The 23,585-nt window shown below is 62.7% G+C and carries 24 protein-coding genes and 4 pseudogenes; 10 read left to right on the top strand and 18 right to left on the bottom strand.

The features are described from left to right. Nucleotides 1–133: 133 nt before the first annotated feature. A pseudogene (locus tag J2X92_RS00645) lies at nt 134–610 on the bottom strand (murein L,D-transpeptidase); the annotation flags it as partial. A gap of 83 nt (nt 611–693) precedes the next feature. Between J2X92_RS00645 and J2X92_RS00640 the strand changes: the two are divergent. After that, complete coding sequence (locus tag J2X92_RS00640; protein WP_307572619.1) at nt 694–1,623, top strand: ATP-binding protein; 930 nt, start codon at nt 694–696, stop codon at nt 1,621–1,623. A 296-nt stretch (nt 1,624–1,919) separates the two neighbouring features. On the opposite strand, the gene J2X92_RS00635 is transcribed toward J2X92_RS00640, so the two are convergent. Beyond that, a complete protein-coding gene (locus tag J2X92_RS00635) occupies nt 1,920–2,084 on the bottom strand; it encodes a hypothetical protein (RefSeq protein ID WP_307572618.1) in 165 nt (54 codons plus the stop codon). Between the two features lie 81 nt (nt 2,085–2,165). Beyond that, nucleotides 2,166–4,553: a heavy metal translocating P-type ATPase gene (locus J2X92_RS00630; protein ID WP_307572616.1), complete on the bottom strand. Its 2,388-nt coding sequence runs from the start codon at nt 4,551–4,553 to the stop codon at nt 2,166–2,168. Between the two features lie 194 nt (nt 4,554–4,747). On the opposite strand from J2X92_RS00630, the pseudogene J2X92_RS00625 reads away from it, so the two are divergent. Together J2X92_RS00625 and J2X92_RS00620 are read left to right on the top strand one after the other, a co-directional pair. Then, nucleotides 4,748–5,014 (top strand): annotated as a pseudogene (locus J2X92_RS00625) (cupin domain-containing protein); the annotation flags it as partial. 503 nt (nt 5,015–5,517) lie between these two features. Beyond that, on the top strand, nt 5,518–6,132 hold the full coding sequence (locus J2X92_RS00620) for a chorismate mutase (RefSeq protein WP_307572615.1): 615 nt from the start codon (nt 5,518–5,520) through the stop codon (nt 6,130–6,132). Nucleotides 6,133–6,140: 8 nt separating this feature from the next. On the opposite strand, the gene J2X92_RS00615 is transcribed toward J2X92_RS00620, so the two are convergent. The 7 genes and pseudogenes from J2X92_RS00615 to J2X92_RS00585 form a co-directional block, all read right to left on the bottom strand. Continuing rightward, nucleotides 6,141–6,896 (bottom strand): amino acid ABC transporter ATP-binding protein, encoded by a 756-nt coding sequence (locus tag J2X92_RS00615; RefSeq protein ID WP_307572613.1) that lies wholly within the window; start codon nt 6,894–6,896, stop codon nt 6,141–6,143. A gap of 2 nt (nt 6,897–6,898) precedes the next feature. After that, entirely contained in the window at nt 6,899–7,486 is a 588-nt protein-coding gene (locus tag J2X92_RS00610) for a hypothetical protein (protein ID WP_307572611.1), read from the bottom strand. A gap of 15 nt (nt 7,487–7,501) precedes the next feature. Then, nucleotides 7,502–8,182 (bottom strand): ABC transporter permease, encoded by a 681-nt coding sequence (locus tag J2X92_RS00605; RefSeq protein ID WP_307572609.1) that lies wholly within the window; start codon nt 8,180–8,182, stop codon nt 7,502–7,504. A 4-nt stretch (nt 8,183–8,186) separates the two neighbouring features. Beyond that, nucleotides 8,187–8,858 (bottom strand): ABC transporter permease subunit, encoded by a 672-nt coding sequence (locus J2X92_RS00600; RefSeq protein WP_307572607.1) that lies wholly within the window; start codon nt 8,856–8,858, stop codon nt 8,187–8,189. 13 nt (nt 8,859–8,871) lie between these two features. Beyond that, nucleotides 8,872–9,657: an ABC transporter substrate-binding protein gene (locus tag J2X92_RS00595; RefSeq protein ID WP_307572606.1), complete on the bottom strand. Its 786-nt coding sequence runs from the start codon at nt 9,655–9,657 to the stop codon at nt 8,872–8,874. Between the two features lie 695 nt (nt 9,658–10,352). Continuing rightward, nucleotides 10,353–10,637 (bottom strand): annotated as a pseudogene (locus J2X92_RS00590) (type IV toxin-antitoxin system AbiEi family antitoxin domain-containing protein); the annotation flags it as partial. Nucleotides 10,638–10,662: 25 nt separating this feature from the next. Next, nucleotides 10,663–10,896, bottom strand: coding sequence for a hypothetical protein (locus J2X92_RS00585; protein ID WP_307572605.1), 234 nt, complete (start codon nt 10,894–10,896; stop codon nt 10,663–10,665). A gap of 39 nt (nt 10,897–10,935) precedes the next feature. On the opposite strand from J2X92_RS00585, the pseudogene J2X92_RS00580 reads away from it, so the two are divergent. The 4 genes and pseudogenes from J2X92_RS00580 to J2X92_RS29530 form a co-directional block, all read left to right on the top strand. Next, nucleotides 10,936–11,155 (top strand): annotated as a pseudogene (locus J2X92_RS00580) (IS3 family transposase); the annotation flags it as partial. A gap of 191 nt (nt 11,156–11,346) precedes the next feature. Next, the gene (locus tag J2X92_RS00575) at nt 11,347–11,625 is read left to right on the top strand and encodes a type II toxin-antitoxin system Phd/YefM family antitoxin (protein WP_307572604.1); all 279 of its coding nucleotides are present in this window, start codon (nt 11,347–11,349) and stop codon (nt 11,623–11,625) included. Then, nucleotides 11,625–11,945: a type II toxin-antitoxin system RelE/ParE family toxin gene (locus J2X92_RS00570; protein WP_307572603.1), complete on the top strand. Its 321-nt coding sequence runs from the start codon at nt 11,625–11,627 to the stop codon at nt 11,943–11,945. Before J2X92_RS00575 ends, J2X92_RS00570 begins: the two co-directional genes overlap by 1 nt. Before the next feature lie 77 nt (nt 11,946–12,022). Next, complete coding sequence (locus J2X92_RS29530) at nt 12,023–12,349, top strand: CoA transferase (protein ID WP_370878412.1); 327 nt, start codon at nt 12,023–12,025, stop codon at nt 12,347–12,349. Nucleotides 12,350–12,566: 217 nt separating this feature from the next. Here the strand turns inward: J2X92_RS29530 and J2X92_RS00560 are convergent, their stop codons facing one another. Then, nucleotides 12,567–12,758 (bottom strand): helix-turn-helix domain-containing protein, encoded by a 192-nt coding sequence (locus J2X92_RS00560; RefSeq protein WP_307572599.1) that lies wholly within the window; start codon nt 12,756–12,758, stop codon nt 12,567–12,569. A 239-nt stretch (nt 12,759–12,997) separates the two neighbouring features. Between J2X92_RS00560 and J2X92_RS00555 the strand changes: the two genes are divergently transcribed. The 3 genes from J2X92_RS00555 to J2X92_RS00545 all read left to right on the top strand — a co-directional run bounded on the left by J2X92_RS00555 (nt 12,998) and on the right by J2X92_RS00545 (nt 15,849). Further along, nucleotides 12,998–13,570: a helix-turn-helix domain-containing protein gene (locus J2X92_RS00555; RefSeq protein ID WP_307572598.1), complete on the top strand. Its 573-nt coding sequence runs from the start codon at nt 12,998–13,000 to the stop codon at nt 13,568–13,570. A 1,035-nt stretch (nt 13,571–14,605) separates the two neighbouring features. Beyond that, complete coding sequence (locus tag J2X92_RS00550) at nt 14,606–15,388, top strand: hypothetical protein (RefSeq protein WP_307572597.1); 783 nt, start codon at nt 14,606–14,608, stop codon at nt 15,386–15,388. Then, nucleotides 15,334–15,849, top strand: coding sequence for an Imm21 family immunity protein (locus J2X92_RS00545; RefSeq protein WP_307572595.1), 516 nt, complete (start codon nt 15,334–15,336; stop codon nt 15,847–15,849). The genes J2X92_RS00550 and J2X92_RS00545 overlap by 55 nt, the downstream gene beginning before the upstream one ends. Nucleotides 15,850–16,028: 179 nt before the next feature. On the opposite strand, the gene J2X92_RS00540 is transcribed toward J2X92_RS00545, so the two are convergent. The 7 genes from J2X92_RS00540 to J2X92_RS00510 form a co-directional block, all read right to left on the bottom strand. Beyond that, complete coding sequence (locus tag J2X92_RS00540; protein WP_307572594.1) at nt 16,029–16,151, bottom strand: hypothetical protein; 123 nt, start codon at nt 16,149–16,151, stop codon at nt 16,029–16,031. A 14-nt stretch (nt 16,152–16,165) separates the two neighbouring features. After that, nucleotides 16,166–17,767 (bottom strand): N-acyl-D-amino-acid deacylase family protein, encoded by a 1,602-nt coding sequence (locus tag J2X92_RS00535; protein ID WP_307572593.1) that lies wholly within the window; start codon nt 17,765–17,767, stop codon nt 16,166–16,168. A gap of 10 nt (nt 17,768–17,777) precedes the next feature. Next, nucleotides 17,778–18,749: a tripartite tricarboxylate transporter substrate binding protein gene (locus J2X92_RS00530; protein ID WP_027730437.1), complete on the bottom strand. Its 972-nt coding sequence runs from the start codon at nt 18,747–18,749 to the stop codon at nt 17,778–17,780. Between the two features lie 247 nt (nt 18,750–18,996). Continuing rightward, nucleotides 18,997–19,407 (bottom strand): nuclear transport factor 2 family protein, encoded by a 411-nt coding sequence (locus tag J2X92_RS00525; RefSeq protein WP_307572590.1) that lies wholly within the window; start codon nt 19,405–19,407, stop codon nt 18,997–18,999. A gap of 44 nt (nt 19,408–19,451) precedes the next feature. After that, entirely contained in the window at nt 19,452–21,065 is a 1,614-nt protein-coding gene (gene ggt, locus J2X92_RS00520; RefSeq protein ID WP_307572589.1) for a gamma-glutamyltransferase, read from the bottom strand. Nucleotides 21,066–21,145: 80 nt separating this feature from the next. Next, a complete protein-coding gene (locus tag J2X92_RS00515) occupies nt 21,146–21,841 on the bottom strand; it encodes a pyridoxamine 5'-phosphate oxidase family protein (protein ID WP_307572588.1) in 696 nt (231 codons plus the stop codon). A 157-nt stretch (nt 21,842–21,998) separates the two neighbouring features. Next, complete coding sequence (locus J2X92_RS00510) at nt 21,999–23,480, bottom strand: amidase (protein WP_307572587.1); 1,482 nt, start codon at nt 23,478–23,480, stop codon at nt 21,999–22,001. Between the last annotated feature and the right edge of the window lie 105 nt (nt 23,481–23,585).

Genomic DNA, 23,585 nt, shown 5'->3' with positions numbered 1-23,585 from the left:
CATTGCTGACCGGCGAGTCGCGATGCTGTGACCAAGCAGGCTGCGGCCTGCGAGAAACGCCCAAGCGGCGGATTGGCTGGCGAGGGCGCAGGCGTGCGAAGACCTGACTCGCAGCGAAGCCGCCGTCCGGCGGTCACCTGCCGCCGGTCGTGGCGCCCGTGCCGCGCGATCCGGGCGCGGGCGACCAGGCGGGCCGATCGGTGCGCCCCGAGTCCACGACGATCAGGTACCGCCCCGCGCCCTCCACGGGGGTCTGGTCGGCTGGCAGCACCCACATTGGCGAGCCCTGCGCCGCGGCCGCGAGGTAGTCGGCGTCGAGCACGCCGAAGCGGTCGAGCAGCCGGTTCAGGCTGGCCGGGATGCGGATGCAGCCCTTCGACTGCACGCTGCCGAGCCGCGGCTCCAGCAGGTCGGGATCGGTGGCATGCATCTGCAATCGCATCGTACTGACGCCGCCCTGGTCCCAGAGCCGCAGGGCCTGCTGCCATCCCAGGTCGAACACGCGCATGCCCTTCGTCCCGTATCCGCGGATGCCGAACTTGTTGCGGGTGCCTTCGGCGCGGAAGTCGGGATTGGCGGTAGTGTGTTCGAACACGCCGAGCGGGGTCTCGAGGTTAGAGCCATTTCTTCATCAAGGGATTGGGGTAGCTAGAAAGAAGCACACAATGGTCCTCTAGCACTTTTGGAGCCGGCGTGAAGGCCCACGACTTTTCCTGCGATGTCGCTACCGGCGCAGCTGCGGCGATCGGCGAAATTCTTGCGAGTGTCCGGCAGGAGCGTGCAGGCATTGAAGATGCCCAAGGTGACTTCCTCCGAAGTTCGGTCCCTGCCATGGCCCGCCGCGGCGACATGCTCGCTGCAGAATTGCTTTCTTTTGCCGGCCGCCAAGATCTGAAACCTGAACGTGTCCAAGTGCTGCCGTTTCTGTGTGACTTTGCTGACCGCCTGCGACACACGGTTGACGTGAAGATCAACGTAGTGATCGAGGTTGATCGCGAATGCCTCCCTTGGACTATAGACGCGGATGCGTTGCGCGACGCCCTCATTCAACTCGTGTCGAACTCTGTTCGCGCTATGCCTGAGGGAGGCCGTCTGATCTTGCGTGCCGCACCGGACCGAGGTGAATCGTCCGAAGGAACAATACTGAGCGTCATCGACAACGGCTCTGGGATGACTGCTGATGTCCTGAGCATGGCGAAGAGACCGTTTTTCACCACCAAAACGCATTCATCGATGTCGGGCATGGGATTGCCTGCCGTCGCAGGGTTTGTTGCGCAATCATGCGGAACGCTTTCACTGATTTCTGCCCCTGGCCGGGGCACTTCCGCCGCACTGCTGTTACCAACGGCCTCCATCAGTGAGGAGATCTCAGGCCGTGCATCAGGCCAGGATGAAGTCGTTGGGCACTGCCGTAGGTCTCTCACAGCAGCGTCATTAATGGAGACTGCTGAGCGGAGGAGTGAGGCGCTGCCTGAGGATGCGGCGTCGGCGAAGCTGTTGTCGCACAATTTGCCGACGGCGGATCCCGGTGGGCGTAGCCCTGGTCGATTCTCGACGTCCAGCGTATGCCAAGAAGAAGGAATGGATCGACCGTCCCCTCGAATCCTTACGCCTTCGACATAGACGCAGTCAATGCCATCCTAGGGGCCAGCCAGTGAGGTCGTCAATGACGGCCGTCGTCGGACTATTACGATTGATCCATAGGTTGTTCGTATGGAAGTAGCGATGCTTTTAGCCGCAGCACAGGGCGCCCGTCTCGTCCCAAAATTTTCTCGGGACAGCAGATGGCGTTCAGGCAACCGCAACCGGCGACAGCTCGACCTTCGGCGACCCGCTGCGATCGCAGCAACTCGTCCACGGTTCTTCTTCTCCAAGCCGGCGACAACGCGGTCGAGATCTGCTTCTTGTCCATGTTGCCTTCAGCCCCTTGAGTTCTTCTTACGGGTCGCTCGCTGGCGGCGCTCATCGAGCATGACTTCGATCACGCCCCACAGGATCAGGGCAGGGCAGACCTGCAGGACAGCGGCCAACAGCGCTGCCCAGAACGTGAACCCGAACAACATCAACACGACCACGGCGAGCACGAGAGCCAGGATCGGACACAGTCAGAGCCAGCGATTGGCGAAACGCGTCTCTAAGATGGGGTACATGATGGTGCGGTCCTTTCACCCCTGGTCGAGCTTGACGCGCTTGAGCAGGGCCGAGTTGACGATGACCGACAGGGACGACAGCGCCATCGCCGCCGCGGCGAGGATCGGGTTGAGGAATCCGAGCGCCGCAATCGGTACGCCGATGCCGTTGTAGACGAAGGCCCAAAACAGGTTCTGCTTGATCGTGCGCATGGTCGCCCGCGACAGCCTGATGCCGGCAACGACCTCACGTACATCGCTGCGGACCAGGATGATGCCGCCGGTTTCCTTGGCGACGTCGGAGCCGGAGCCGATGGCGATGCCGATGTCGGCGGTGGCGAGGGCGGGCGCGTCATTGACCCCATCGCCGACCATCGCGACGATCTTGCCGGCGGCCTGCAGTTCCTTGATCGCCTTGGCCTTGTCGGAGGGCAGTACGTCAGCGATGACGCGGTCGATGCCGAGCAGGCGTCCGATGGCGGAGGCCGTGCGCTGGTTGTCGCCGGTCAGCATGATCACTTGCACTCCCTCGGCCCGCAATGCCGCGATGGCCTCCTTCGCTTCCGGCTTCACCGTGTCGGCGACCGCGATCACCGCCACAAGGCGTCCGCGACTGGCCAGCAGCATGGCGGTCTTGCCGTCGCCCTCTAGGCGCTCCATGTCTGCCTGCACCTGGGCGATGTTCACCCCCTCACGCAGCATCAGCCGGCGATTGCCCAGCAGTACCACGTCGCCATCGATGCGTCCTCGCACGCCATGCCCGGGGATGGAGTCAAAGCCCTCAACGGGAGCTGGCACCACGCCGGCTTCCTGCGCGCCGCGCACGATCGCCTCGGCCAGTGGGTGTTCCGACCCGGCTTCCAGGCCTGCTGCCAGGCGCAAGGCCTGTTCCCTGGACGCGCCGGCTTGCGCCAGGATATCGGTGATGTTCGGTTCGCCGCGTGTGAGGGTGCCGGTCTTGTCGAAGACGACGGTGTCGAGCTTCTGCGCTTTCTCGAGAATCTCGCCGCCGCGGATCAGAATGCCGGCCTGAGCGCCACGCCCGACGCCAACCATCAGCGCAGCGGGTGTGGCGATGCCAAGCGCGCATGGGCAGGCGATGATGAGCACTGCGATGAAGGCCAGCAGACCTTGCGGGAAGTTGCCCGCGATCCACCATCCCGCAAAGGCCAGGAAGGCCGTGCCGACAATGGCGGGCACGAAATAGCGGGTCACCTGGTCGGCGATGCGCTGGATCGGCGCACTGCTGGTCTGGGCATCCTCCACCATCTTGATGATCTGTGCCAGCGCAGTTTCGGCGCCCACGCGCGTGGCCTGGAAGCGGAACGCGCCGGTGCGGTTCAACGTCCCTCCGATCACCTTGGCGCCCACCTGCTTTTCCACGGGCATCGATTCACCGGTCAGCATCGATTCGTCGACTGCCGAAGCGCCTTCCTGCACCACCCCGTCGGTGGCGATGCGCTGACCCGGCCGCACGACGACCGTCTCGCCCACCATCACGCTCTCGGCGGGCACCTCCATCTCAACGCCGTCACGCACCACCTGGGCAGTGGCAGGCTTCAGGTCGAGCAACTTGCGAACGGCCGCGGAGGAGTGCTTCTTGATGATCTCCTCCATGTACTTGCCGAGCAGAACAAAGGCGATGATGACCGCCGAGACCTCGAAGTACACGTCGCGCTCTTCGACCTTCACCGGCAGGACCGACGGGAAGAAGAGCACCGCGACGCTGTACAGGTAGGCTACGGTCGTGCCCAGCGCAATCAGAAGATCCATGTTGATCGAGCGGTTGCGCAAGGCATTCCACGAGCCCTTGTAGAAGCTCCAGCCGCCGATGAATTGCACCGGCGTGACCAGCAGAAACAGCCACATGCCCCAGGTGAACCAGGGCAGGGCGGGGATGGGAACCCAGGTGATGATCGTCGCGCCGGTGGCCAGCGCGATGAAGGCACCGGCGCGCATGATCGCCAGCGCCAGCACGCCGGTGAGGGCAACGGCGACGCGCGTGCGCATCGACTTCAGTTCCTGCTGCGGCGACTCGAATGTACGCTGGCAGCCAACGCTGCAGAAGTAGTAGCTGCGGCCGCCGCGCTCTGTGCGCAGCGCCGTCGCCTTGTCGACCAGCATGCCGCAGATCGGGTCCTTCGCCTGACCCTGCGCACCGCGGCGAAGCGCGGTGTGCATCGGCGTGCCGCGGTCGGCATGGCCAGGATGGACGCCTGCGGTGGTCGGAGACGCCGGGCCGGCGGCAAGCGGCGCGGCTCCGTATTTGGCGGGATCAGCCTTGAACTTCTCCAGGCAGTGGGCAGAACAGAACAGGTAGTCCTTGCCCCCATGCCGCAACCGAGCTGCGGCATTCCCCCCGTCGACGGGCATGCCACATACCGGATCGACGGTCGCCAGGGCCGCGCCGACAAGCGTGCTCATTTCCTGTCCTTCCGATGAGTGAAGCTCGTCCAGCGTACCGGTCTTTCTTCGCTGGAGCCTTGATACGTATCAAGCCAGGCGTGCCGGAGGCCCCGGGTCTCAATACACCGCGATCTCGCCGTTGAGGATCAGTTCGATCGCCTGTCGAACGTCGGCCAGCCACGCGTCGGCGATCTCGGCGGCGTGCGTTCTCAGGCCACCTGCTGTCGGGCAACCTGTTCGTCGAGCCCTACCTGGTCACGCTGTTACCAAGTGCCGATCCCTACGTGACCTTCCAACATCCAGGTCTCAAATTCCTGTACTTCCTATCCGGGGAGGTCAGCTACCGCTATGGCGCCAAGTCGGTTGCGGTGAGGGCAGGGGACTCGCTGTTGTTCGGGGCGACCGCGCTGCATGGGATCGAGGCGATTCAGAGTGGGCCGGTGTCCTACCTGTCGGTGGTGTTCACGCTGCGCGAGTGAGATTGCACATCCAAGACCCCTCCCGGTCTGGAGACGGCCTTCAAGGGAAACGCTCTTTCTGCGTAAGTGGCCTATGTGCGGCGATCGCGCCTCGAGGCAACCGGGGGAGAGACATCGCCATGCGTGAATACGACGGCGGCGTTGCCATGAACGCTCAGGATCTTGCTGGACGGTCGCTCCACGGACAATTCTCAAAGCGCCAGCAGCAAGTGCAGCTGGCGTCGCCAGCGTCCGAAGCTCAGTCCGGTCAAGGATGTGCAAGGCCTGGCAGCAGCATTGAGTGCAAAGGCCTTGTGCCGCACTGAGGGCAGGATCGCCGCAGATGGCGGATGCATCTTGAATGCTTGCCGCTTCGCGTTGCGCAGAGTTGCACGCGAACGCCGGCTCGCGCGCAACTGTGCATGTTGGCAGGTGGCGAGCGATCGTCCCGGCGCTAGGCTTTGGCTGGTGCCGATCCAGTTGCTGGCAGCACGGGTCGCGTCGCTCGACTTCCGGAGGTTCCCATGCACCTGCGCGTTCTGATCCATCGTCTTCGCGCGGGCGGCGCGATCGCCATTGCCATGGCCTCGCTCGCCTGTGCGTCGGATGCGGGCGGGCCCGATCGGTCCCAGGGCTTCTCGAGCCTTGTGGCATTGAGCGCGGCGCGGCTCGATCTTTCAAGACAGGTGGCGCTGACCAAATGGGATACCCACCAGCCGGTCGCGGATCCACCCGGCGATCCGCGCGAACAGGAGGTCATTGCGGCCGCGTCGCGCGAGGCGAGTGGCCGCGGACTGCCAGAGGAGCTGGCGACCGCGTTCTTCGCCGACCAGATCGAAGCGAGCAAGCTTGTCCAGTTCGCGCTGATGGCCCACTGGCGGCGGGAGGGGCAGGCACCGATCGAACCGCGCGCGGACCTGAGAAGCGAGCTACGCCCCGCGCTTGATCGACTTCGGACGCAGTTCATCGACCAGCTCATCGCGATCCGGCCGCGGCGCGAGCGGGCGGATTGCCGCGAGCGGCTGGCGGATGCGACCGCGCGGCATGCCGACGCGCATGGGCTGTCGCCTTTGTTCGCGATCGCGCTGGACCGCGGCCTGGCACGCGTCTGTGCCGAGGGGCCAGATCCTCTCCGGTGAGCTCCTGGTCAGAAGACCTTGCTGAGGAACCTGCGGACCCGCGGGTCTGCGTTGCTGCCGAAGAACTCGTCGGGTGGCGCGGCCTGCACGATCCGCCCCTCGTCCATGAACACGACCTTGTCTGCCACGGCCCGCGCGAAGCCCATCTCGTGGGTGATGCAGATCATCGTCATGCCGTCCTGCGCCAGCAGGATCATGGTCTCGAGCACTTCCTTGACCATCTCAGGGTCCAAGGCGGAAGTGGCTTCGTCGAACAGCATGAGCGAGGGGTTCAGGCACAGCGCCCGCGCGATGGCAACGCGCTGTTGTTGCCCGCCCGAGAGTTGGGCCGGATAGGCCGATGCCTTTTCGGCGAGCCGGACCTTGGCGAGGTATTCGAGCGCGGTCAGCCGGGCTTCATCCCTGGAGCGGCGACGCACCCATCGCTGCGCCAGGGTGCAGTTCTCGAGTACGGTGAGGTGGGGAAACAGGTTGAATTGCTGGAACACCATGCCGACGTTGGCCTGGATCAGTTCGGTGTGCCGCATCCGCGGCGAGATCGCGATGCCGTTGACCGTCACGGTCCCGCTTCCGTAGCTCTCGAGTCCGCTGATGCACCGCGCGAGGGTCGATTTTCCCGAACCCGAGGGGCCGCACACCACGACGCGCTCGCCGGCAGCGACGCTCAGATGCACATCGCTGAGCACCTGATGTGCCTGGAAATGCTTGGACAGTCCGGCAACCGAGACCACCTGGGTGGCGACAGAGGAGATGGCCATGTCCATGCTCAGTCCGCCTGACCGTAAAGCTGCGCGGCAGGGCTGTCGCGCCACGCGCTCAGTTCCCCTTTGCTCACGCGGACGCGTCCGTAGACCATCCAGGCATCGTCGACCGTGCCGATGAACTGCCTCACGTGCAGGTGCTCCGGGTGTCGTTCCGCGGCCGAGGCATAGCCCAGACCGATCGCGTACTTGCCATCGATCACCCCCTGGGTGACCTCGGCAACGGTTTCCACGAATTCGATCTGCGGCCACCGGTTGCGGTCGAGGTACGGCAAGGTCGGGAGCATGAGCGCGAGCGACGTGGGTTGCACTGCGTCGTTGCGCTGGAGGATGGCGAGGTCCTGGCTCGGCGAGATGAAGGTGTCGATCAGATGCAGTCCGACGAAGCACTTCGCCACGGTCGACATGGCGGCCGGATGGACCGCGCACTGGACCATGAAATCGGCGTCGCCCTGCAGCACGGCGTCGGCGCCCCGGTCGAAATCAGGTACGAGGTCCAGGATCGCGCGGTCGCGAAGGCCGTGGAAGTCAAGGTAGCGGCGGGTCACGTATTCGTGGTTGCTGCCTGCCGGGCCCAGGGTGATGAATTTCATGGTGGAGTGCTCGGTTCAGTGGGAACGGTTCAGCGAGGCTTCGAGTGTGCGCATGCCGCGCATCAGGGCGTAGTTGATGGCGAGATAGACGAGGCCCGCGGCGAGGAAGATCTCGTAGGGTGCGTAGGTTTCGGAGGTGAGGAGTCTGGCGCTGCCGGTGAGCTCGAGCAAGGTGACGGTGCTGGCCAGCGCCGTCGCCTTGCAGGTGAGCACGACTTCGTTGCCGAGGGCCGGGAGGGCGGCGCGTGCTGCGAGCGGCAGGTCGATCAACCAGAAAGCCGGTGCACGACCGAGCCCGAGCACGCGGGCGGCCTCGCGGGTGCCTCGCGGGATGGCGGCCAGAGCGGCCCCCAGCGTCTTGCCGGTGTAGGCGGCCGAGTTCAGTCCCAATGCGATCACCACGCACCAGAACGGATCGCGCAGCAGGGGCCACAGGACGGAGTGGCGGATCGCGTCGAACTGGCCCGCCCCGTAGTAGAGAAGGAAGAGCTGGACGAGCGCCGGCGTGCCGCGAAAGAAGAGCACGTAGGCATGGGCCGCCGCGCGCAGCCCGCGCAGGTGCGCGTTCCGGCAAAGGGCGACAGGGATCGACAGTGTCGTGCCGAGGAGGATGACCCAGCCGGTGAGCTTGAGCGTGAGCCACGCGCCCTCGAGCAGCGCTGGGATGGCGGACCATAAAAGAGTGATGTCGAACATGGGATCAGCCGGCCAACGGGCGTGCGGCGCGACGCTCGGCCCACTCGAGGCAGAGCGTGGCCAAGCCGGTCAGCGCCAGGTAGATGCAGGCGGTGGCGAGATACATCGTGAACGGCTCCCGCGTCGCGCCGGACGCCTCTGCCGCTTTTCGCATGAGCTCGTCACAGCCGACGATGGAGACGATCGATGTCTGCTTGAGCAGGACGATGGACTGGTTGCCGAATGGTGCGAGCGCGAGACGCGCGGCCTGCGGCAGCACGACGGTCCACAGGGTCTGGAGGCGCGACATGCCGAGGGTCCCGGCGGCCTCTCGCTGGGTCCTCGGAACCGACTGCAGGGCGCCTCGCGCGATCTCGGCGGCGTAGGCGCCGAACGAGAGCGCGAGCGCGACAACGCCTGCGACGAACGTGTCGATCTCGACGTAGCGGCCGGTGAGTGCGGCGAGTGTGAGCGACCCCCCGAAGAAGACGGCGAAGACAATCAGCAGGTCGGGAATGCCCCGAACCACGGCGGCATAGCCGTTGCCCAGGGCCTGCAGTGCGCGTCGGCCCGAGAGCTGCAAGGCGCAGATGCCTGCGCCGAGCAGCGTGCCGAGCAACAGCGCGGCCGCCGCAAGCTGCAGCGTCACGAGGGCGCCCAGGAGCAACTGGCCACCAAAACCATGGAGGGTGTCCATCGAGGGGCGGCGCCTACATCAGCTTGAACGGGAAGTACTTCGCCGTGATGCGGTCGTAGGTGCCGTCGGCCCGGATCGCTTCCAGCGCTGCATTGATCCTCGCGAGGGTCTGCCCGTCGTCCTTGCGCACGGCGATGCCATTGCCCTCGCCGAGGATCCCGCCCTTGAGTTCCGGACCTGCGAACGCGAAGTCCCTGGCCTCGGGCGTTTTCAGGAAGCCGACATGGTAGGTCACCATGTTGCCGAGGATGTACTCCACGCGACCGGCGACGAGGTCGAGTTCGGCGGCCTGGGGCGTGTCGTACAACTTGACGTCCGCGCTCCTGTAATTCTGGGCGAGGTAGGCTGCCTGGACCGAGCCGCGCTGGACGCCGATGGTCTTGCCCTTCAGCGCAGCCGGGCTGACATCGGCAGGCGCGCCCTTGCGGGCCACGAAGCGCGAGATGGTGTCCTTGTACTTGGCCGAGAAAGCGACGCGCTCACGGCGCTGCGGCGTGATCGCCATGCTCGCGACGATCATGTCGTACTTGCGGGCGACGAGGCCGGGGATGATGCCATCCCAATCCTGCGCGACGATCTCGCAATTGGCCTTCATCTTCTCGCACAGCGCTTTGGCGATGTCGACGTCCCAGCCCTGCAGCGTCCCCTGGGCATCCTTGAAGCTCCAAGGCGGGTAGGACCCCTCGGTCGCGATGCGGTAGCTGCCCTGGGCATTGGCCGCAGAGATCCAGAGGCACGACGACAGCGCCAGGTAGAAGGACCAGCGATGAAAGCCTGGAAGCGAAGAGAGAAAGCGCATGGACGTTGTCTCCGAGACGAATTGTTGTGAGGGCGGAATCGTCGGGGAGCTTCGAGGTGTGCGCAACGCTTGCATGACAAGCAACTTTGCCAGCGGAGGACGCGCCGGAAGATCCATCGGCTGTGGGCCGCCAACGGGCCTTCGCGTTGCATTGCGGTCAATTTCGCGCTGGCGTTAATGCGTGTGAAGGGGGCCCGCTCGCCCACGGGGCGTCTTCATTTTTAGCGCTGAACGCACCAATCTCGCGGGCGCCCGCGACACCCGTTCCGCCGCAATCGCATGACGCATGACGCATGACGCATGACGCATGACGCATGACGCATGGCGCTCGCGCAGGCCGCATGCCTCGCGCCCGTGGCACGCCGTCCGGGCACATCGGGATTTCACCGGGCTGCCTCCTGGTTGTCCCTGTGGCATCACCGCCGCATGCGCCACAGTTTCCGCGCGCGAACTTGCTCCGCGGAGCGTTCTGGCTAACTCCATCAATGTTCGGCGTGCCGAACATTGATGGCAGGCGCCGAACTGCCGATCGACGGCAATGTTCCTGGGGCGCGAAACGGCGAGGTGAGCTCGACGTTGGAATGTCTTTGCTTCGCAGCATCCTGCACGAATGCATCGCTCAAGCCCGAAGGGATGGTGGCGGGGATCGCCAGTTTCCTTCGATCAAACGTGGCAGAGGCCCGCGAGATTGCCGCTCATGCCGTGACACTTTCCAGATAGGGTCGCATGACATTGGCGACGCGGTCCACGGTGGCGTAGCTCCAGAGCGCATCCATTGACAGCTTGCGTTGCGACCAACCATCGCGCAGCGCTTCCAGGGCCACGTCCAGGCCGATCTTGTTGCGGTACTTGAAGCAGTCGGCCACCGTCTTCGCTGTGTTGAACACCGGGACCTGCACGCCGTCGATCTCCACCGATTCGATGCCTCCGGTCAGAGCCGCCCCCGACATGCGCGCGACGCGAACCGCAGGGCGGTCGAGGCTGCAAGGGATTTCAGATTTTAGTTTAATTGGCGCCGCTGGAAAGTCGATGGATGATGGCTGAGCGCACGTTCTGAACGTGAGCCATCCCCGCTTCATCCGCCGCCTGCGCGTCACCGCGAAGCACGGCATCGCACATGGCTTGGTAATCGCGCATGCGAACCTTCTGCAAGGTCGAAGGGCGATGTTGTGCGTAGACGATGGGCATCTGGATGGACGGAAACAGGCGCTTCAACTCGCGGCTTCCACTGGTGTTCAACAGCGCGCGATACAGTCCGCGTCGCGCACGCGCGAAGGCTCGATGTCTTGCAAGGCATGCTCATCTGACAACGCCGCTTGCGAAGGCTTCTTCGTCAGCTGAAGAACGAGCTGTTCTATCCTCAGGACTGGAAGAACGCCACCATCATTGAGCAAGCATTGATGCGGTGGACTCATACATCCGCTGGTACAACGAGAAGCGGATCAAGATCTCTCTTGGCTCTCTCAGACCTGTCGAATACCGGGTGAGCCTTGGACTTCGGCATAAAACCAGCCAAGTTTTTACCCGCACCCCACTCGGGTCAGAGATCGGTGGAATTCAGCAAGGCGCCCATACCATCCATTGAGACATCAAAGCCAGCCGGTGTAGCTGGTGGCTTGGCAGCCGTGGGGCCTTGCGGCTGACTAAATTCGGTGCTAAATTTAGACCCATACGTACTCGAAGGTCGCCATGCCATCCATCTCCAACATCAGGTCCATCTCTTACCTGAAAAGCCATGCCGCTCAAATTTCGGAAGACTTGGAGATGAACGGCGCGCCTTTCTTCATCACTCAGAATGGCGAGGCCAGCATGGTGATCGAAAGCGTCAAACAGTTTCAGGAGAAAGAATCACTGATCGCCGCTTTGAAAATCGTGGCCTTGGGTGAGAAAGAGCGCAAACAGGGCAAAGGTATTCCCATTGCCGAGTCCCGTGCGCAACTGGCCGCAGCTCGCCAGCGCCGCAAGTAATGGCCATCTTCATTCTTCCGGATGCCCAGGAGGACTTGCTCTCGCTTCAGGAGTACATGCTCGACGAGTGGAGCGAATCCGACTGGCTCAAGGCTGAGGACGAGATTTTCGAGAAACTGGCGCTGGTTGAGACAGGTTTTCTGACAGGGGCGTCTGTCCAGGAACTTGCTTCCGTTGGCATCCTTGAATATCGGAACGTCTTTACCTCGCACCACAAGCTGGTCTACCGGCGTGTCGGCGACGACACTTTCGTTTATGCCGTTGCGGGCCATCGGCAAGATTACCCGACGCTCTTGATGAAGCGCCTTTTAAGGAGTTAATCTGATCGGATTCTTCCTGCCTCCAGCTCCAGCGACATCCCCCATCTGACTGCGGGCATCGCCCGCTCGGCGACCTTCTGGAGTTCGAGGGGCTTGCAGGCAGGGCTGGGTTTGCGGATGCGTGGTCACCGCGGTCAGGCATTCCCTGCGGGGAGGTACTCGGCCTCTATGAAGCGCTGCAGTCCGACCGTACGGCGCAGACACAGGTCTGGCACCGGTTCGAAGACGCACAAGCGGGGCCGCAGGCCGTTCACGCGCCGCCCTACATCATCGACGGCGCGCGCTCTGGCGTGCGCCACCACCCGCCGCACCTGGGGGAGCACACCGCCGAAGTGCTGCGTGAATTGCTCGAGATGGGCGATGGCCAACTTGAATCCCTGAGCCAGAGGAGCGTCATCAAATGAATGGCATCGCATGCGCGAAACCGAACGGGTCGCCCCGGTTCATAGAAGAGGTCCACAACGCCAAGCGGTCGCACTCGGCACTCGGACAGCCGCCGCAGCGTGCTGGCAGCTGTCCACATTCGTAACGCGTTCTCCGGTCTCTTTGACAGACTCAGGAGAGGTCTGCATGGGGGGCGCTGGAGGGCGCTAGAGGCTTCGAGTCACTGAATCGGCGGCGCTATTCTTCGAGAAGCTGATACGGCCTGAGATCTAATGCCAATGCGAGACGCTCGAGATTGTCGAGTGAAATGTTGCGAGCCTGACGTTCAACGTGGGCGACGAATGTCCGATGCAGTCCCGCTTCGAACGCCAAAGCCTCCTGAGACCATCCCTTTGCGCCGCGTTGGCGGATCAAATTCAAAGCGAGCACTTCCCGCGCCGAGGCTTTGGGTTGCTTCGAAGAATTCCTAGGACTAGTCACAGGGGAAGTCTTCGAGAAAGCTGCTTTTACGTCAGCCGCGTTTGCGTCACAATCGACAGATCTGCTGGCTCTGCAAAAGGTCTGTGGTCATGCGAAATGTTCGGGTGCCGTCTCCATTTCCCACCGGGCAATTGCCGAAGCTGCCGGCGTCCGTCACACGCGTCCGGCCGCGACAATCAGCGGCTGTCGTGCGCAGCCTGTCCGCGGTACGCATTGGCGCGCAAGTGAGGGCGCTTCGTATGGCGGCTGAGATGTCGGGTGGCGAGCTCGCGAAGTCGTCGGGGATCTCTTCTTCGATGCTTTCGCGCATCGAGCGCGGTCTGGTCTCGCCTTCGGTGGAGACCCTGGAGCGCCTTGCGAATGGTTTGGGCGTGCCGACATCGCGCTTTTTTGGGGACCAGGCTCGTCGTACGGACTTTTGCCATGTGCGCGCAGGGCAGGGCGTTGTTGTCGATCGCGTCGGCGCAGTTTCAGACTACCGCTACGAACTGCTGGGCCACCTGCTGTCGGGCAACTTGTTCATAGAGCCCTACCTGGTCACGTTGCTACCGGGCGCCGATCCCTATGTGACCTTCCAGCATCCGGGCCTCAAGTTCCTGTACTTCCTGTCCGGGGAGGTTAGCTATCGCTACGGTGGGAGGACTGTGGAGGTGAGGACAGGGGACTCGTTGCTGTTCGAGGCGACCGCGCTGCATGGAATCGAGGCGATTCAGAGTGGGCCGGTGTCGTACCTGTCAGTGGTGTTCACGCTGCGCGAGTGAAGTTGCATACCGGCCTGATCGGTGGAGTCTCGCGGTCTGGTGAATGGGCCAATTGTGTCGGCGCCTCGCGAAACCCTGCGGTCCTGCGAGTTGGAGTCTATCCGCCGTTCAGTTCGTCGATGTTCGGCATGCCGAACTTCTGCTAGGCGCGTGTTCGGCCGCGGCGCATCTGTGGAGACTTGGGATCTCCAAAAGGTGGGGCGGGTGCACCGCGTCTGCTTGATCGGGACGGGGCTGACCTCTCGCCATTGGGAGAGGAGGGACGGCTCAGACGATGAACGTTGAGCCGAGCAGCAGAATTAAATGCTTGGGGCCTTGCGGCAATGAGCAAGGGAATGCGCATGCTACATATCGAGTTCGAAGATAGACAGGCCCCCATGACAGCACCAGAATCAAACATCTCTAAACCTGATCGCCATGGCCGGTTCGCGCTCAGCCGGAGCAAGATGTTCTGCTGGCGCGTGCTTGCGCCCATGGTTCTCTCGGGACTGTCCGGTTGCGTATCCAACCCGCCGGTGCGTCCTAGGGCCGACGCGGCGAAGTCACCCTCCTTCTTGCAGGTCATCGACGTTGAGGGGCTCCCCGTTCTGCAGGTTGGACTTGCAGTTTTGCCGACGCAGTCAGCGAGAGATCGATGCGAGAAGATCCTGAGGATATCCGGGGGCTCAGAAGAGCCGGCGGGTCCATCGAGACTGCGGAGCGTTTGCAGTCAGGACGACCAGTCTTCCAAGCTTTCGGTTCGGGCGGTCTTGCAAGACTCGGTCAACCGTGTCCCGCTCTACATTGATGCCAGAACGATGGAGATATGCCGCCTTGAGCGTGACGTCATCCTGGAAAGGGACTTGGCGCCTGCGGAGCGGACCGACTCGGTCTATGCCTTGGTATCAGATTGCCAAAGGCGTTGAATGGATTCGAGCATGAAGATCCGCTGTCTTTCCCGGGCTCATCGCCCGCGAGCAACCGGACCGGCGGGCGGGGTAGCACGTGTCCGCCAGAAGGCGGTAAATTGCATGAAATCTCAATGAGAAATTTGACATGCCTGCCGCTGTTGTGCGTCCTACTGGGTCTCAGCGAGGTGCCGCTGCGCCCCTTGCAGATGAGCTGAAAGCCGGCCACGTCTATCGGCGGGAGGATCTCGCACGCCTGTCGACCGCGGTGGATAGGCACCTGCGCGAACTGGTGGCCGCCGGCAAGCTGAAGAAGCTCGCCCAGGGGCTGTACCACGCACCGAAGCACTCCAGCTTTGGCCCGCTCCCGCCTGCCGATGAACAAGTGGTGGGCGGTTTCCTGCGCAACAAGGACTTCCTCGTGTTCTCCCCATCGGCCTATAACGCCGTTGGCCTGGGTACGACCCAGCTCTACAACCGCACGCTGGTCTACAACCACAAACGCCACGGTGTCTTCCGGCTTGGCAACCGGCAGTTCGATTTCCGTATGAAGCCGCGTTTCCCGAAGAAGCTGACGCCCGAGTTTCTGTATGTCGACCTGCTGAACAACCTAGCCGAATTGGCAGAGGACCGCGATGCGGTCTTGCGCCAGGCGCGCAGCAAGCTGCCGTCGTTTGATTCGACCCGTCTGCGGCGTGCCGCTGATAGCTTTGGCAGTGTTGCCACGCGCGAGCGCTTGCGGGAGTGGCTGGGTGCCTGGCTTCCTGCACGTACCGCGGGCCTTCGACCAGTTGCTGGCACTCCTCTTCGACGAGCGTGGACTCGATCCCATGCTGGTCGAGAAGAGGCACCCGACCCGTCGCCAAGATCGGCTCCATGGACCCTTCTACGTCGCCTTGGCTGGACTTCTCTGGCGCGCCGCCTGTTTTGATACCGGCAGCCGCGGTGCCATTGTGGCGAGGGTGCATCGATCCCGACACGAACAGCTACCGAGACTTTGACAAAGTTAGACCAAAGACTGACTACGACCGCGCATGCGCACAGGCGTGGCCTGGGCGAGGCTTGATCGAAGTTGGCGGCTTCACTGCGCTAGTTCTTTACGCCGAGTGGGACGAACTCGCGTGGAGTCCGAAACAAGGAATCGTCGCCTGCGGAAGTTGGTCGCCGAGCGCAGAACAACTCAACGCTGCCCACTGGGGTGATCCGCTTCGCTGGGTCAACAATCATTCAGAGCATTTGCTCATGAACGCTGCAGCTGACGCCTCCAGCGGTCTGCGAGACGACGAGTACATCAGCATCCAGCTTCCGCGCGGCACATACATCGTCGAGTACGCACAGATCGAGGACGAGTTCATCGGCGGCTTCCTCCGATTCCGCCCTAGCGCCGCTTGACTGCTGCAACTGTGGTCGGTGACCGAATCGTATTCAGTCACAAAGCGGTTTCGATCCGCGCTCGCCGCTTTCCATGAAGATGCCTTTAGGCTGGAAGGAAAACGAGGCCGTCGATCCGGGGATTCTCAGCGGCATGCGCATAGGCTGGCTGGGCGACTGGCGGCCTGAGCTGCGTTGGCTCAGTGCAGCAGATAGAAGCGATAGTCCGAGCCGCCTGCGACGCCCCTTCGACCGCCTCGCGCCAGCGGGGCGAAACGCCCCATTCGCAGAAAGAAGCGCAACGCTCTTGCGATGATGACCATGATGCGGGCGCTGCTTACACTGCGCGCCGCAGGACCTTGCCCGGTCGTGCCTCGGTTATCGAAGCGTCGCGCATCACGGCAGTTCCGTTGACAAAAACGTGAGTCACACCCGTCGACTTGACGTTCGGGTTTTCCAACGTGGAGTGACAGTGGATTTGATCGAGATCGAAGACTGCGAGGTCCGCGTAGTATCCAGCCCGGAGTTCTCCCCGATGCTCCAGCCGGAAACGCCGTGCGGGAGTCCAGGTCAGTCGCCCTACCGCCTCGACAATATCAAGGATCCGCTGATCTCTCACGTAGTTCTGAAGGAACGACGCTGCCCACGAGAAAGCGATCGGCGAGAACCGCAGGTCTTTCAAAGCCCCCACTTCGCTCACGGACACGCCATCGGAAATCACCATGCAGTCGGGCTGCCGGATCAACGTGTCAATGTCTGCTTGACTCGATACCCGTCCGCACCACATCAAGCGAGACATCTCGGCGCCTTCTTCCAGGAGGAGGTCGCAGATGCAATCCCAGGGCGTGGATTGCCGCTCGATGGCAATCTGCTGAATGGTTTTTCCCATGTAAGACGGGTTCGCTCCGCAATGATAGAGAACCAGCAAGTCCCATCGGTGGTCGGCAAGCAACTTCCAGTTGGGAAATGCGTTCTCCTGCAAACGCGCACGGGAAGGTCCGGGTCGCAGTAGGGACTGCAGTTCGTCGCTTGGCAGCTCAAGTGCCCAAGTCGGGAGAGACGCAATGACTTTCGTGGGTCCCCATTCATCGGGAATGACATCGAAGCCCACATCGGCGCCATCCTCGCGCGCCCAGCGCACCATCTCCAGCAGACGATCCGCCGCGCCCCGCGGTGCGCCGTATTTCGGAGCTATGTGAGACAGCTGGAGTTTGGACCGGGTCGTGCGAGCGATGCCGAGCGCTTCACCGACTCCCATTTCGATCAACCAGTCGCGGTTGCGGACGTGACTGGCGTACACCACGTCGAACTCCGCCGCAATCGCACCTGCCTCCAAGAGTTCCACGGCGGTCGCATGCATGCCTGGCGCGTACTCCAGCCCAGTGGAGATACCAATCGCACCGTCGTCAAGAGCTTGGCGCAGATACGTCCCCATCGCTGAGAGTTCGCCCGCACCGGCTGCGGAACTGGCCGTTCCCTTGACAGCAAGGCGAACCGTACCGTGTCCAACGTATGAAGCGACGTTCAACACGGGGCGCGTGGCCTGTAGCACGTCGAGGTACTCGGCGAACGTCCTCCAGGTGATCTCTGTCGAATCTTGCACCGCGAGTAGGTGCTTCCTCAGCAAAATGGGGTCGGTGCAAGGTGCACAGCTATGACCGCAATTGCCGGCGATCTCGGTCGTGACTCCTTGCGTGATCTGACTCTGGCCACCGGAATCCTTGAGAAACGCAGCATCCGAGTGGGTATGAATATCGATGAACCCAGGTGCAACGATCAAGCCAGAGCAGTCGATCCTCTGACGCGCAGGTGCGTCGACGATGCCCTGCTGCACCCACACGATCCGTTCGCCTGCGATGGCCACCGTGCCCACGAAGGGCTCCGCTTGGCCCTCGCTCGCGACAACCTGGCCGCCGACGAGTAGGTAATCGATCATCATGCTGGCTGGATCAGTTGTCGATGCGAATGTTCTTCGCCTTGATCAGGCCGGACCAACGTCCTTCTTCGGCCGCAATGAAGCGAGAGAACTCGCCGGCATTCCGGGGTTGGACCACCATGCCCCGGCCTCGCAGGTCTTGCAGCACTGCGGGGTCCTTGAGGACTTCTAGGATTTCCTTCGAAAGGTAATCCTTGATGGCAGAGGGCGTCTTGGCGGGCGCCGCGATGCCGTACCAGAGTGAAACGTCGATTCCAGGGAGGCCCTGTTCTGCAAGGGTTGGGACGTCAGGGAAAGAGTCCATCCGCTTGTCCACTGTGACTCCGAGTATCTTCACCTTGCCCGATTTTGCGAGCTCTGTGGCACTCAGCGCCGACAGGAACATGAGATCGATCTGTCCGCTGAACACTTGGGTCAGCGCAGGAGCGGTGCCCGGAAAGGGAACGTGCAGGAGTTCCACGTGTGCGGCCTGCTCCATCAATGCGATAGCGGCGTGCGCGGTGCTTCCAACCCCCCAGCTTGCTGCGGACACCGAGCCGGGCTGTTGCTTTGCCACGCGAACGAGATCCGGAACACTGGCAGCCTTCGAGCTCGGATTGGCAACGAGCGCAAAAGGCATGATGCCCATGAATGCCACCGGGTCCAGATCCTTCGAGGTATAGCTGATGTTCTTGTACACCATCGGGTTCAGCACGTTTGTCTCCGGCAGTGCCAACATGAGGGTATAGCCGTCAGGCTGCGCCCGGGCAACGGCCGTCGTGCCGACGATTCCGTTCGCGCCGGGCTTGTTGTCTACCACCACCTGTTGGTTTATTCGCTCCGAAAGCTTCAAGGCCATCAGCCGTGCAATAGCGTCCGTGTTGCCGCCTGCGCTCCAAGGCACGACCAGCCTGATCGGTCGGGCTGGGAACTTATCGGTCTGTGCTGAAGCCGGCAGAAGGATGGCCGCCAGCAGGGCGCCGAATGCGAGATTGCGGAAAGACATGGTGGGTTCCTGGGTAGTGATGTTCCCAATCTAATTGGATCGATTTCTGTCCCGCATGCCACTTTGCCGGAAAGGGAAAGACCGGTTGCGGGTTTCCGGATGAACTACTTATCGAGGGCAAAGGGAGCCGCGCGCCGGTGCGCCCGGCAGGACATGCATGTCCGGGTTTTCTCAAGCCGCAAGGTCAGGGGAGGGCACGCGTGCACAAGGTCACGCAACTGCGTCGTCAGGTGCCAGGCGAAGACCCTCAACCTTCAGTGGCAGACCACGACGAACTCGCATTGTCCCAGCGTGCAATTCGGCCATCGCGGACTTGGAGAATCTCGATGGCTCGAGTGTGCTGCAGCGTTGAGTGTTCAGGCGACTTCCAGCGCAATCGCGCGTCACAGATAACGAGGTCGCCGGCGACTGCACGAACAGTCTTACGAAGGTCGTAGTGGGTGTACCTCGAATACCGCTCACGGATGATCGGACGCAGTTGCTCCTTCCCGGTAAGGAGGACTGCGCCGAGGTCGGCGATAACGTCATCCGTGAAGATATCTAGGATGAGGTCAGGATCCAAGGTGCTGCAGGTCGCCACCACTTGATTTAGCCATTTCTGTGCGGTCTCCGCATCGAGGGCTGCACTGCCGTCTTGATAGCTCTTCCAATTGGTCATGGGGTATCTCCGGTAAATGAAGGTGGAATCAGGCCGCCTGACGATCAGGCCTCGTAAGCCACGCCGTCGCGGCCGGGGTCGGCGCCACCCTCGAGGCGTTCCCCGTTGATGCGGATCCCGTGCACAGAAGCAATCGTGTACCCGAACGGATTCCGAACCACTTCGTAGCCCAGACGCTCAAGCGGCCGGGACACGGAGCGTGGAATGCGATTCGAAATATCGATGATGTTGCTCGTGGACGAGAAGCGCGGAGCAGATACGGCCTCTTGCATGCTCATCTCATGATCCGCAACGTTCAGGATTGCCTGCAGCACGCCCATCGCGATCTGCGTTCCGCCCGGCGCGCCAAGCACAATTTCGGGCTCGTCTCCGCGGAACACGATGGTGGGACAGGCCGAAGTGAACCTTGCTTTTCCGGGTGCGATGCTGCCCGTTCTGCCTGGTCGCGGGTCGAACACGCCCATGCAGCCGTTGTACATGAAGCCAAGGCCGGGCGTCATCACGCCGGACGGCATCGCGAGCGAATGCGTGATGGCAACACAATTGCGTTCACCATCCACCACGGACAGGTGCGTCGTGTCCTTTGGAACAGGGGCCCCTAAGTTGAGACGGGGCACGTCGGCCTTCTCGCCGGCATTGATGGCGGCAGCAGCCTGTGCCGCGTAGGCCTTGGAGAGCAGGCGATCCAGCGGCACCTCTAGAAATGCCGGGTCACCGAGATGCCGGTCCTTGTCGATGGTGGCGCGCTTCATGGCCTCACACACGATGCGGATGTATTCCGGCGTGTTGTGCCCGAGCGCCGTCAGGTCGAACTGCTCCAAGATGTTGAGCATCTGGAGCAGCATCGCGCCGCCACCAGGAGGCTGGTTGGTGGTGATGCGTCGGTCCCTGTAGCTTCCTACCAGTGGAGCGTTCTCGCGTGGTGCGTAGGTCGCGAGATCTTGCAAAGACAGCAGGCCGCCGTGGGCCGCCAGGTCCTCCACCATACGATGGGCGAGTTCACCGCGGTAGAAGGACACTGCTCCATCACACGCGATCGTTTCCAGCGTGTTCGCGTAGTCCGGGTTTCGCAGCGGTGTGCCGATGGTCTTGGGAGTGCCGTCCGGCCGGCAGAAGAGTTCCCGACCGGAGGCCGAGTACAGGAGCCGCTCTCTGTTGCTTGCCCGACCAGCGAGCGGCTCGTCGATCCAGAATGCATACATCGCAGGCCGAACCATGAACCCTTCCCGGGCCCATGCAATGGCAGGGGCGACCACTTCTCGCCATGGGAGGCGGCCATGCCGCGCGTGCAGGCGCTCTAGCCCGCTGAGCGTTCCCGGAACGGCGATGGCTTGGTAGCCAATGTCGTTCAATCTGCCTTTGATGCTGAAGCCGAAACCGTCGCGCGTCTCACCCTCCAGCAAGTGCTCCCACATGTCTGCTCGAGCGCCAAGCGGCGCGGGAGCGTGGAAGTCCACATACTCGTGAATGCAGGCTTCTGGGCGGTGTACGGCGGCCGTGCCGAAGCCGCCGATGCTGCACATCAGCGGATCCACCACGGTTTGCACAAGGGCGCAGGCGACTGCCGCGTCGACCGCGCTCCCGCCTGCCCGCAGAATTTCAACGCCCGACTCCGCCGCTTCAGGCTGCGGGCAGCTCACCATTCCTTTGCCGCTCATGTGGACTCCTTGTATCAAGTCGAGCCCACGGCGGCAGTGGCGCGCTGCCGCTCGGCCGGGCGGAGTGTGCTATCGGAACGTCATGCGTCCGGAGTGTTGTCGACCTCTTGCCGTTCAACGCTGGGCAGCTTCTCGTACTCCTCGATGTACCGCGGCACCGGGACGTCCTGCCGACCTTGGGGGTCGCGGATGGCACCCGCGAAGACCTGCTTGATCAGCAGTTCGCCGGCCCAGCAATCGCGGTCCAGATCGAACTCGAAATCCGTTGGCGGACCCGCCCGCATCTTTGCCACAGCCTCGACAATGGGAATGCGCATCACCGTCGTGCTGTTCAACTCCTTGGAGTTCGGAGGCCTCACATCGGCAAAACGGCCTTTCAGGACGTGGCGCGCGTAGGCCTCGAAGGAGGCGAGTTTCTCCTGCGGATCGGTCACTTCTTCTGGACGCCCCAACACCACCACGGAACGGTAGTTAACAGAGTGGTTGTAGAGCGAACGTGCCAAAACCAGGCCATCCACATGAGTGACGAGGACGCACACCTCCCCACTCAGCGCCGCGCTGAGCATGGTGCTCTGGTTGGAGCCGTGAATGTAGATGTAGTCACCCATCCGGCCATAGCCAGTCGGCAACACGCGGGGCGCCCCTTCGTGGACGTAGGCCACATTGCACATGAACCCTTCGTCAAGAATTGCCCGAATAGCATCCTTGTCGTAGATCCCACGGTGAGGGCGACGGGTTAGCGTCGTCCGGTCTGTCGCTTCGTACTTGTCACTCATGTGTTTTCCTTCGGATTGCGGGCCTTAGATGCCCTGAACGGCGGCGAAAGATGCTCCCGTACCACGCCATTCTTGACGGACCTGAATTCCAGCATCAGGCCACTTTACGGCTTCGCTGCAGGCCACTTTTTCTTACGCCACCAAGCTGCGCGACCGCTTAAGCTTCGTTCGGGGATTTCACTTCGGCAGGTCGCCGCGCAATAAAATCGGCGCGGATCTGCTCGTATGCCGCTCCTGCACGCAGTACCTTGGCGTCGCCGCCGTACGGGCCGATCAGCTGGATGCCCATGGGCCAACGGCCGTTCGGATGGAAGCCGGCGGGTACCACCAAGGCAGGCAAGCCGCCGAGGGTGGCATAGATTGCGACCTCCATCCAGCGGTGGTAGGTGTCCATCTCGCGTCCCGCGATCTGTTTGGGCCAGCGCTCCTCCGCGTTGAACGGCCAACACTGCGCGGAGGGCAGCACGAGCAGGTCCCACTGATCCAGCATGGTGCGCATGTGCTGGTAGTAATTCGTGCGAACCTGGCTTGCCTGACGGAAATCGGTAAAGCTCATGCCGCGCGAGCACTCGTACTCCCACTGAGCCTCCGGCTTGATCTTCTCCTTGGCACCTGGCAGTTGCATGAGCGCCCCGACACGTGGCCCCGCGCCTGCGCGGCGCCAAGTCAGCCAGCATTCCCACAGCTGCTTGGGATCGAACCCCAATGGCACCTCCTCGACCACGGCGCCCGCCGCTTCGAGGTGACGCAGCGCTTCGCGACAGGCGTCCAGCACCCCGGTTTCCATAGCGAGGTGGCCGCCAAGGTCGCCCAGCCAGCCTATGCGCATGCCGCTGAGAATCCCCGGATCGACGGCCTCGTTTTCCTTCCAGCCCAAAGGCATCTGCATGGAAAGCGGCGAGCGCGGATCGAAACCGCTTTGTGTGGCCAAAAGCCGCCCCACGTCGCGGATGCTACGGCCCATGGGACCCTCGTTCGAGAGCAGGTCGATCCACACGTCCGACATTCCAGCCTGGGGTACTCTTCCTTGCGACGGGCGCATACCGAAGACGTGGTTCCAGCCTGCCGGGTTCCGCAGTGAACCCATTCCGTCTGACCCGTCCGCGACCGGGAGCATGCGCTGCGCCAGGGAAACGGCCGCCCCTCCGCTGCTGCCGCCGGCGCTCACTGCAGGATCCCATGCATTGCGGGTCACACCCCACAGAGTGCTGAACGTATGCGAGCCCAGCCCGAACTCAGGCGTCGTCGTCTTGCCGATCACGATGCAGCCTGCGGCCTTCATGCGTGCAGTCAGGATGGAGTCGCTCGTCGGCATATTGCTGGCCAGTAGCTCGCAACCTTTCGTGGTGGGGAAGCCAACGACGTCTGCGAAATCCTTAACGGCCTGGGGGATGCCATGCAGCCAGCCCCGCACCTTGCCGCTGGCCAGGTCGGCGTCAGCAGCATCGGCTTCAGCCAATAGCGTCTCCACCGGTGCCATGTTGACGATAGTGTTGAAGATGGGGTTGAGCGCACCAATGCGATCGACCGTGGCCTGCATCAGCTCGCGGCAAGAGAACGACCGGCGCCGCAGGCCATCGGCGAGTTCGGAAGCCGTCAGATCGGTCAAGGCAGGCCTCACGGAGGCGGTTTCACTCATCATTTCTCCTTGCTTCGGCTGGGCTCGTACGGAATCCGCCCGCATCGAGCCACTTAACGCCGTCTGTCATGTAAGTGGCCTGCCCGAATGCATCTTCAGCGGGCC

The organism is Variovorax paradoxus (assembly GCF_030811855.1).
GTDB lineage: Bacteria > Pseudomonadota > Gammaproteobacteria > Burkholderiales > Burkholderiaceae_C > Variovorax > Variovorax paradoxus_L.
The sequence above is the reverse complement of the archived record's forward strand: the minus strand, read 5'-3'. Positions and strand labels throughout refer to the sequence as shown.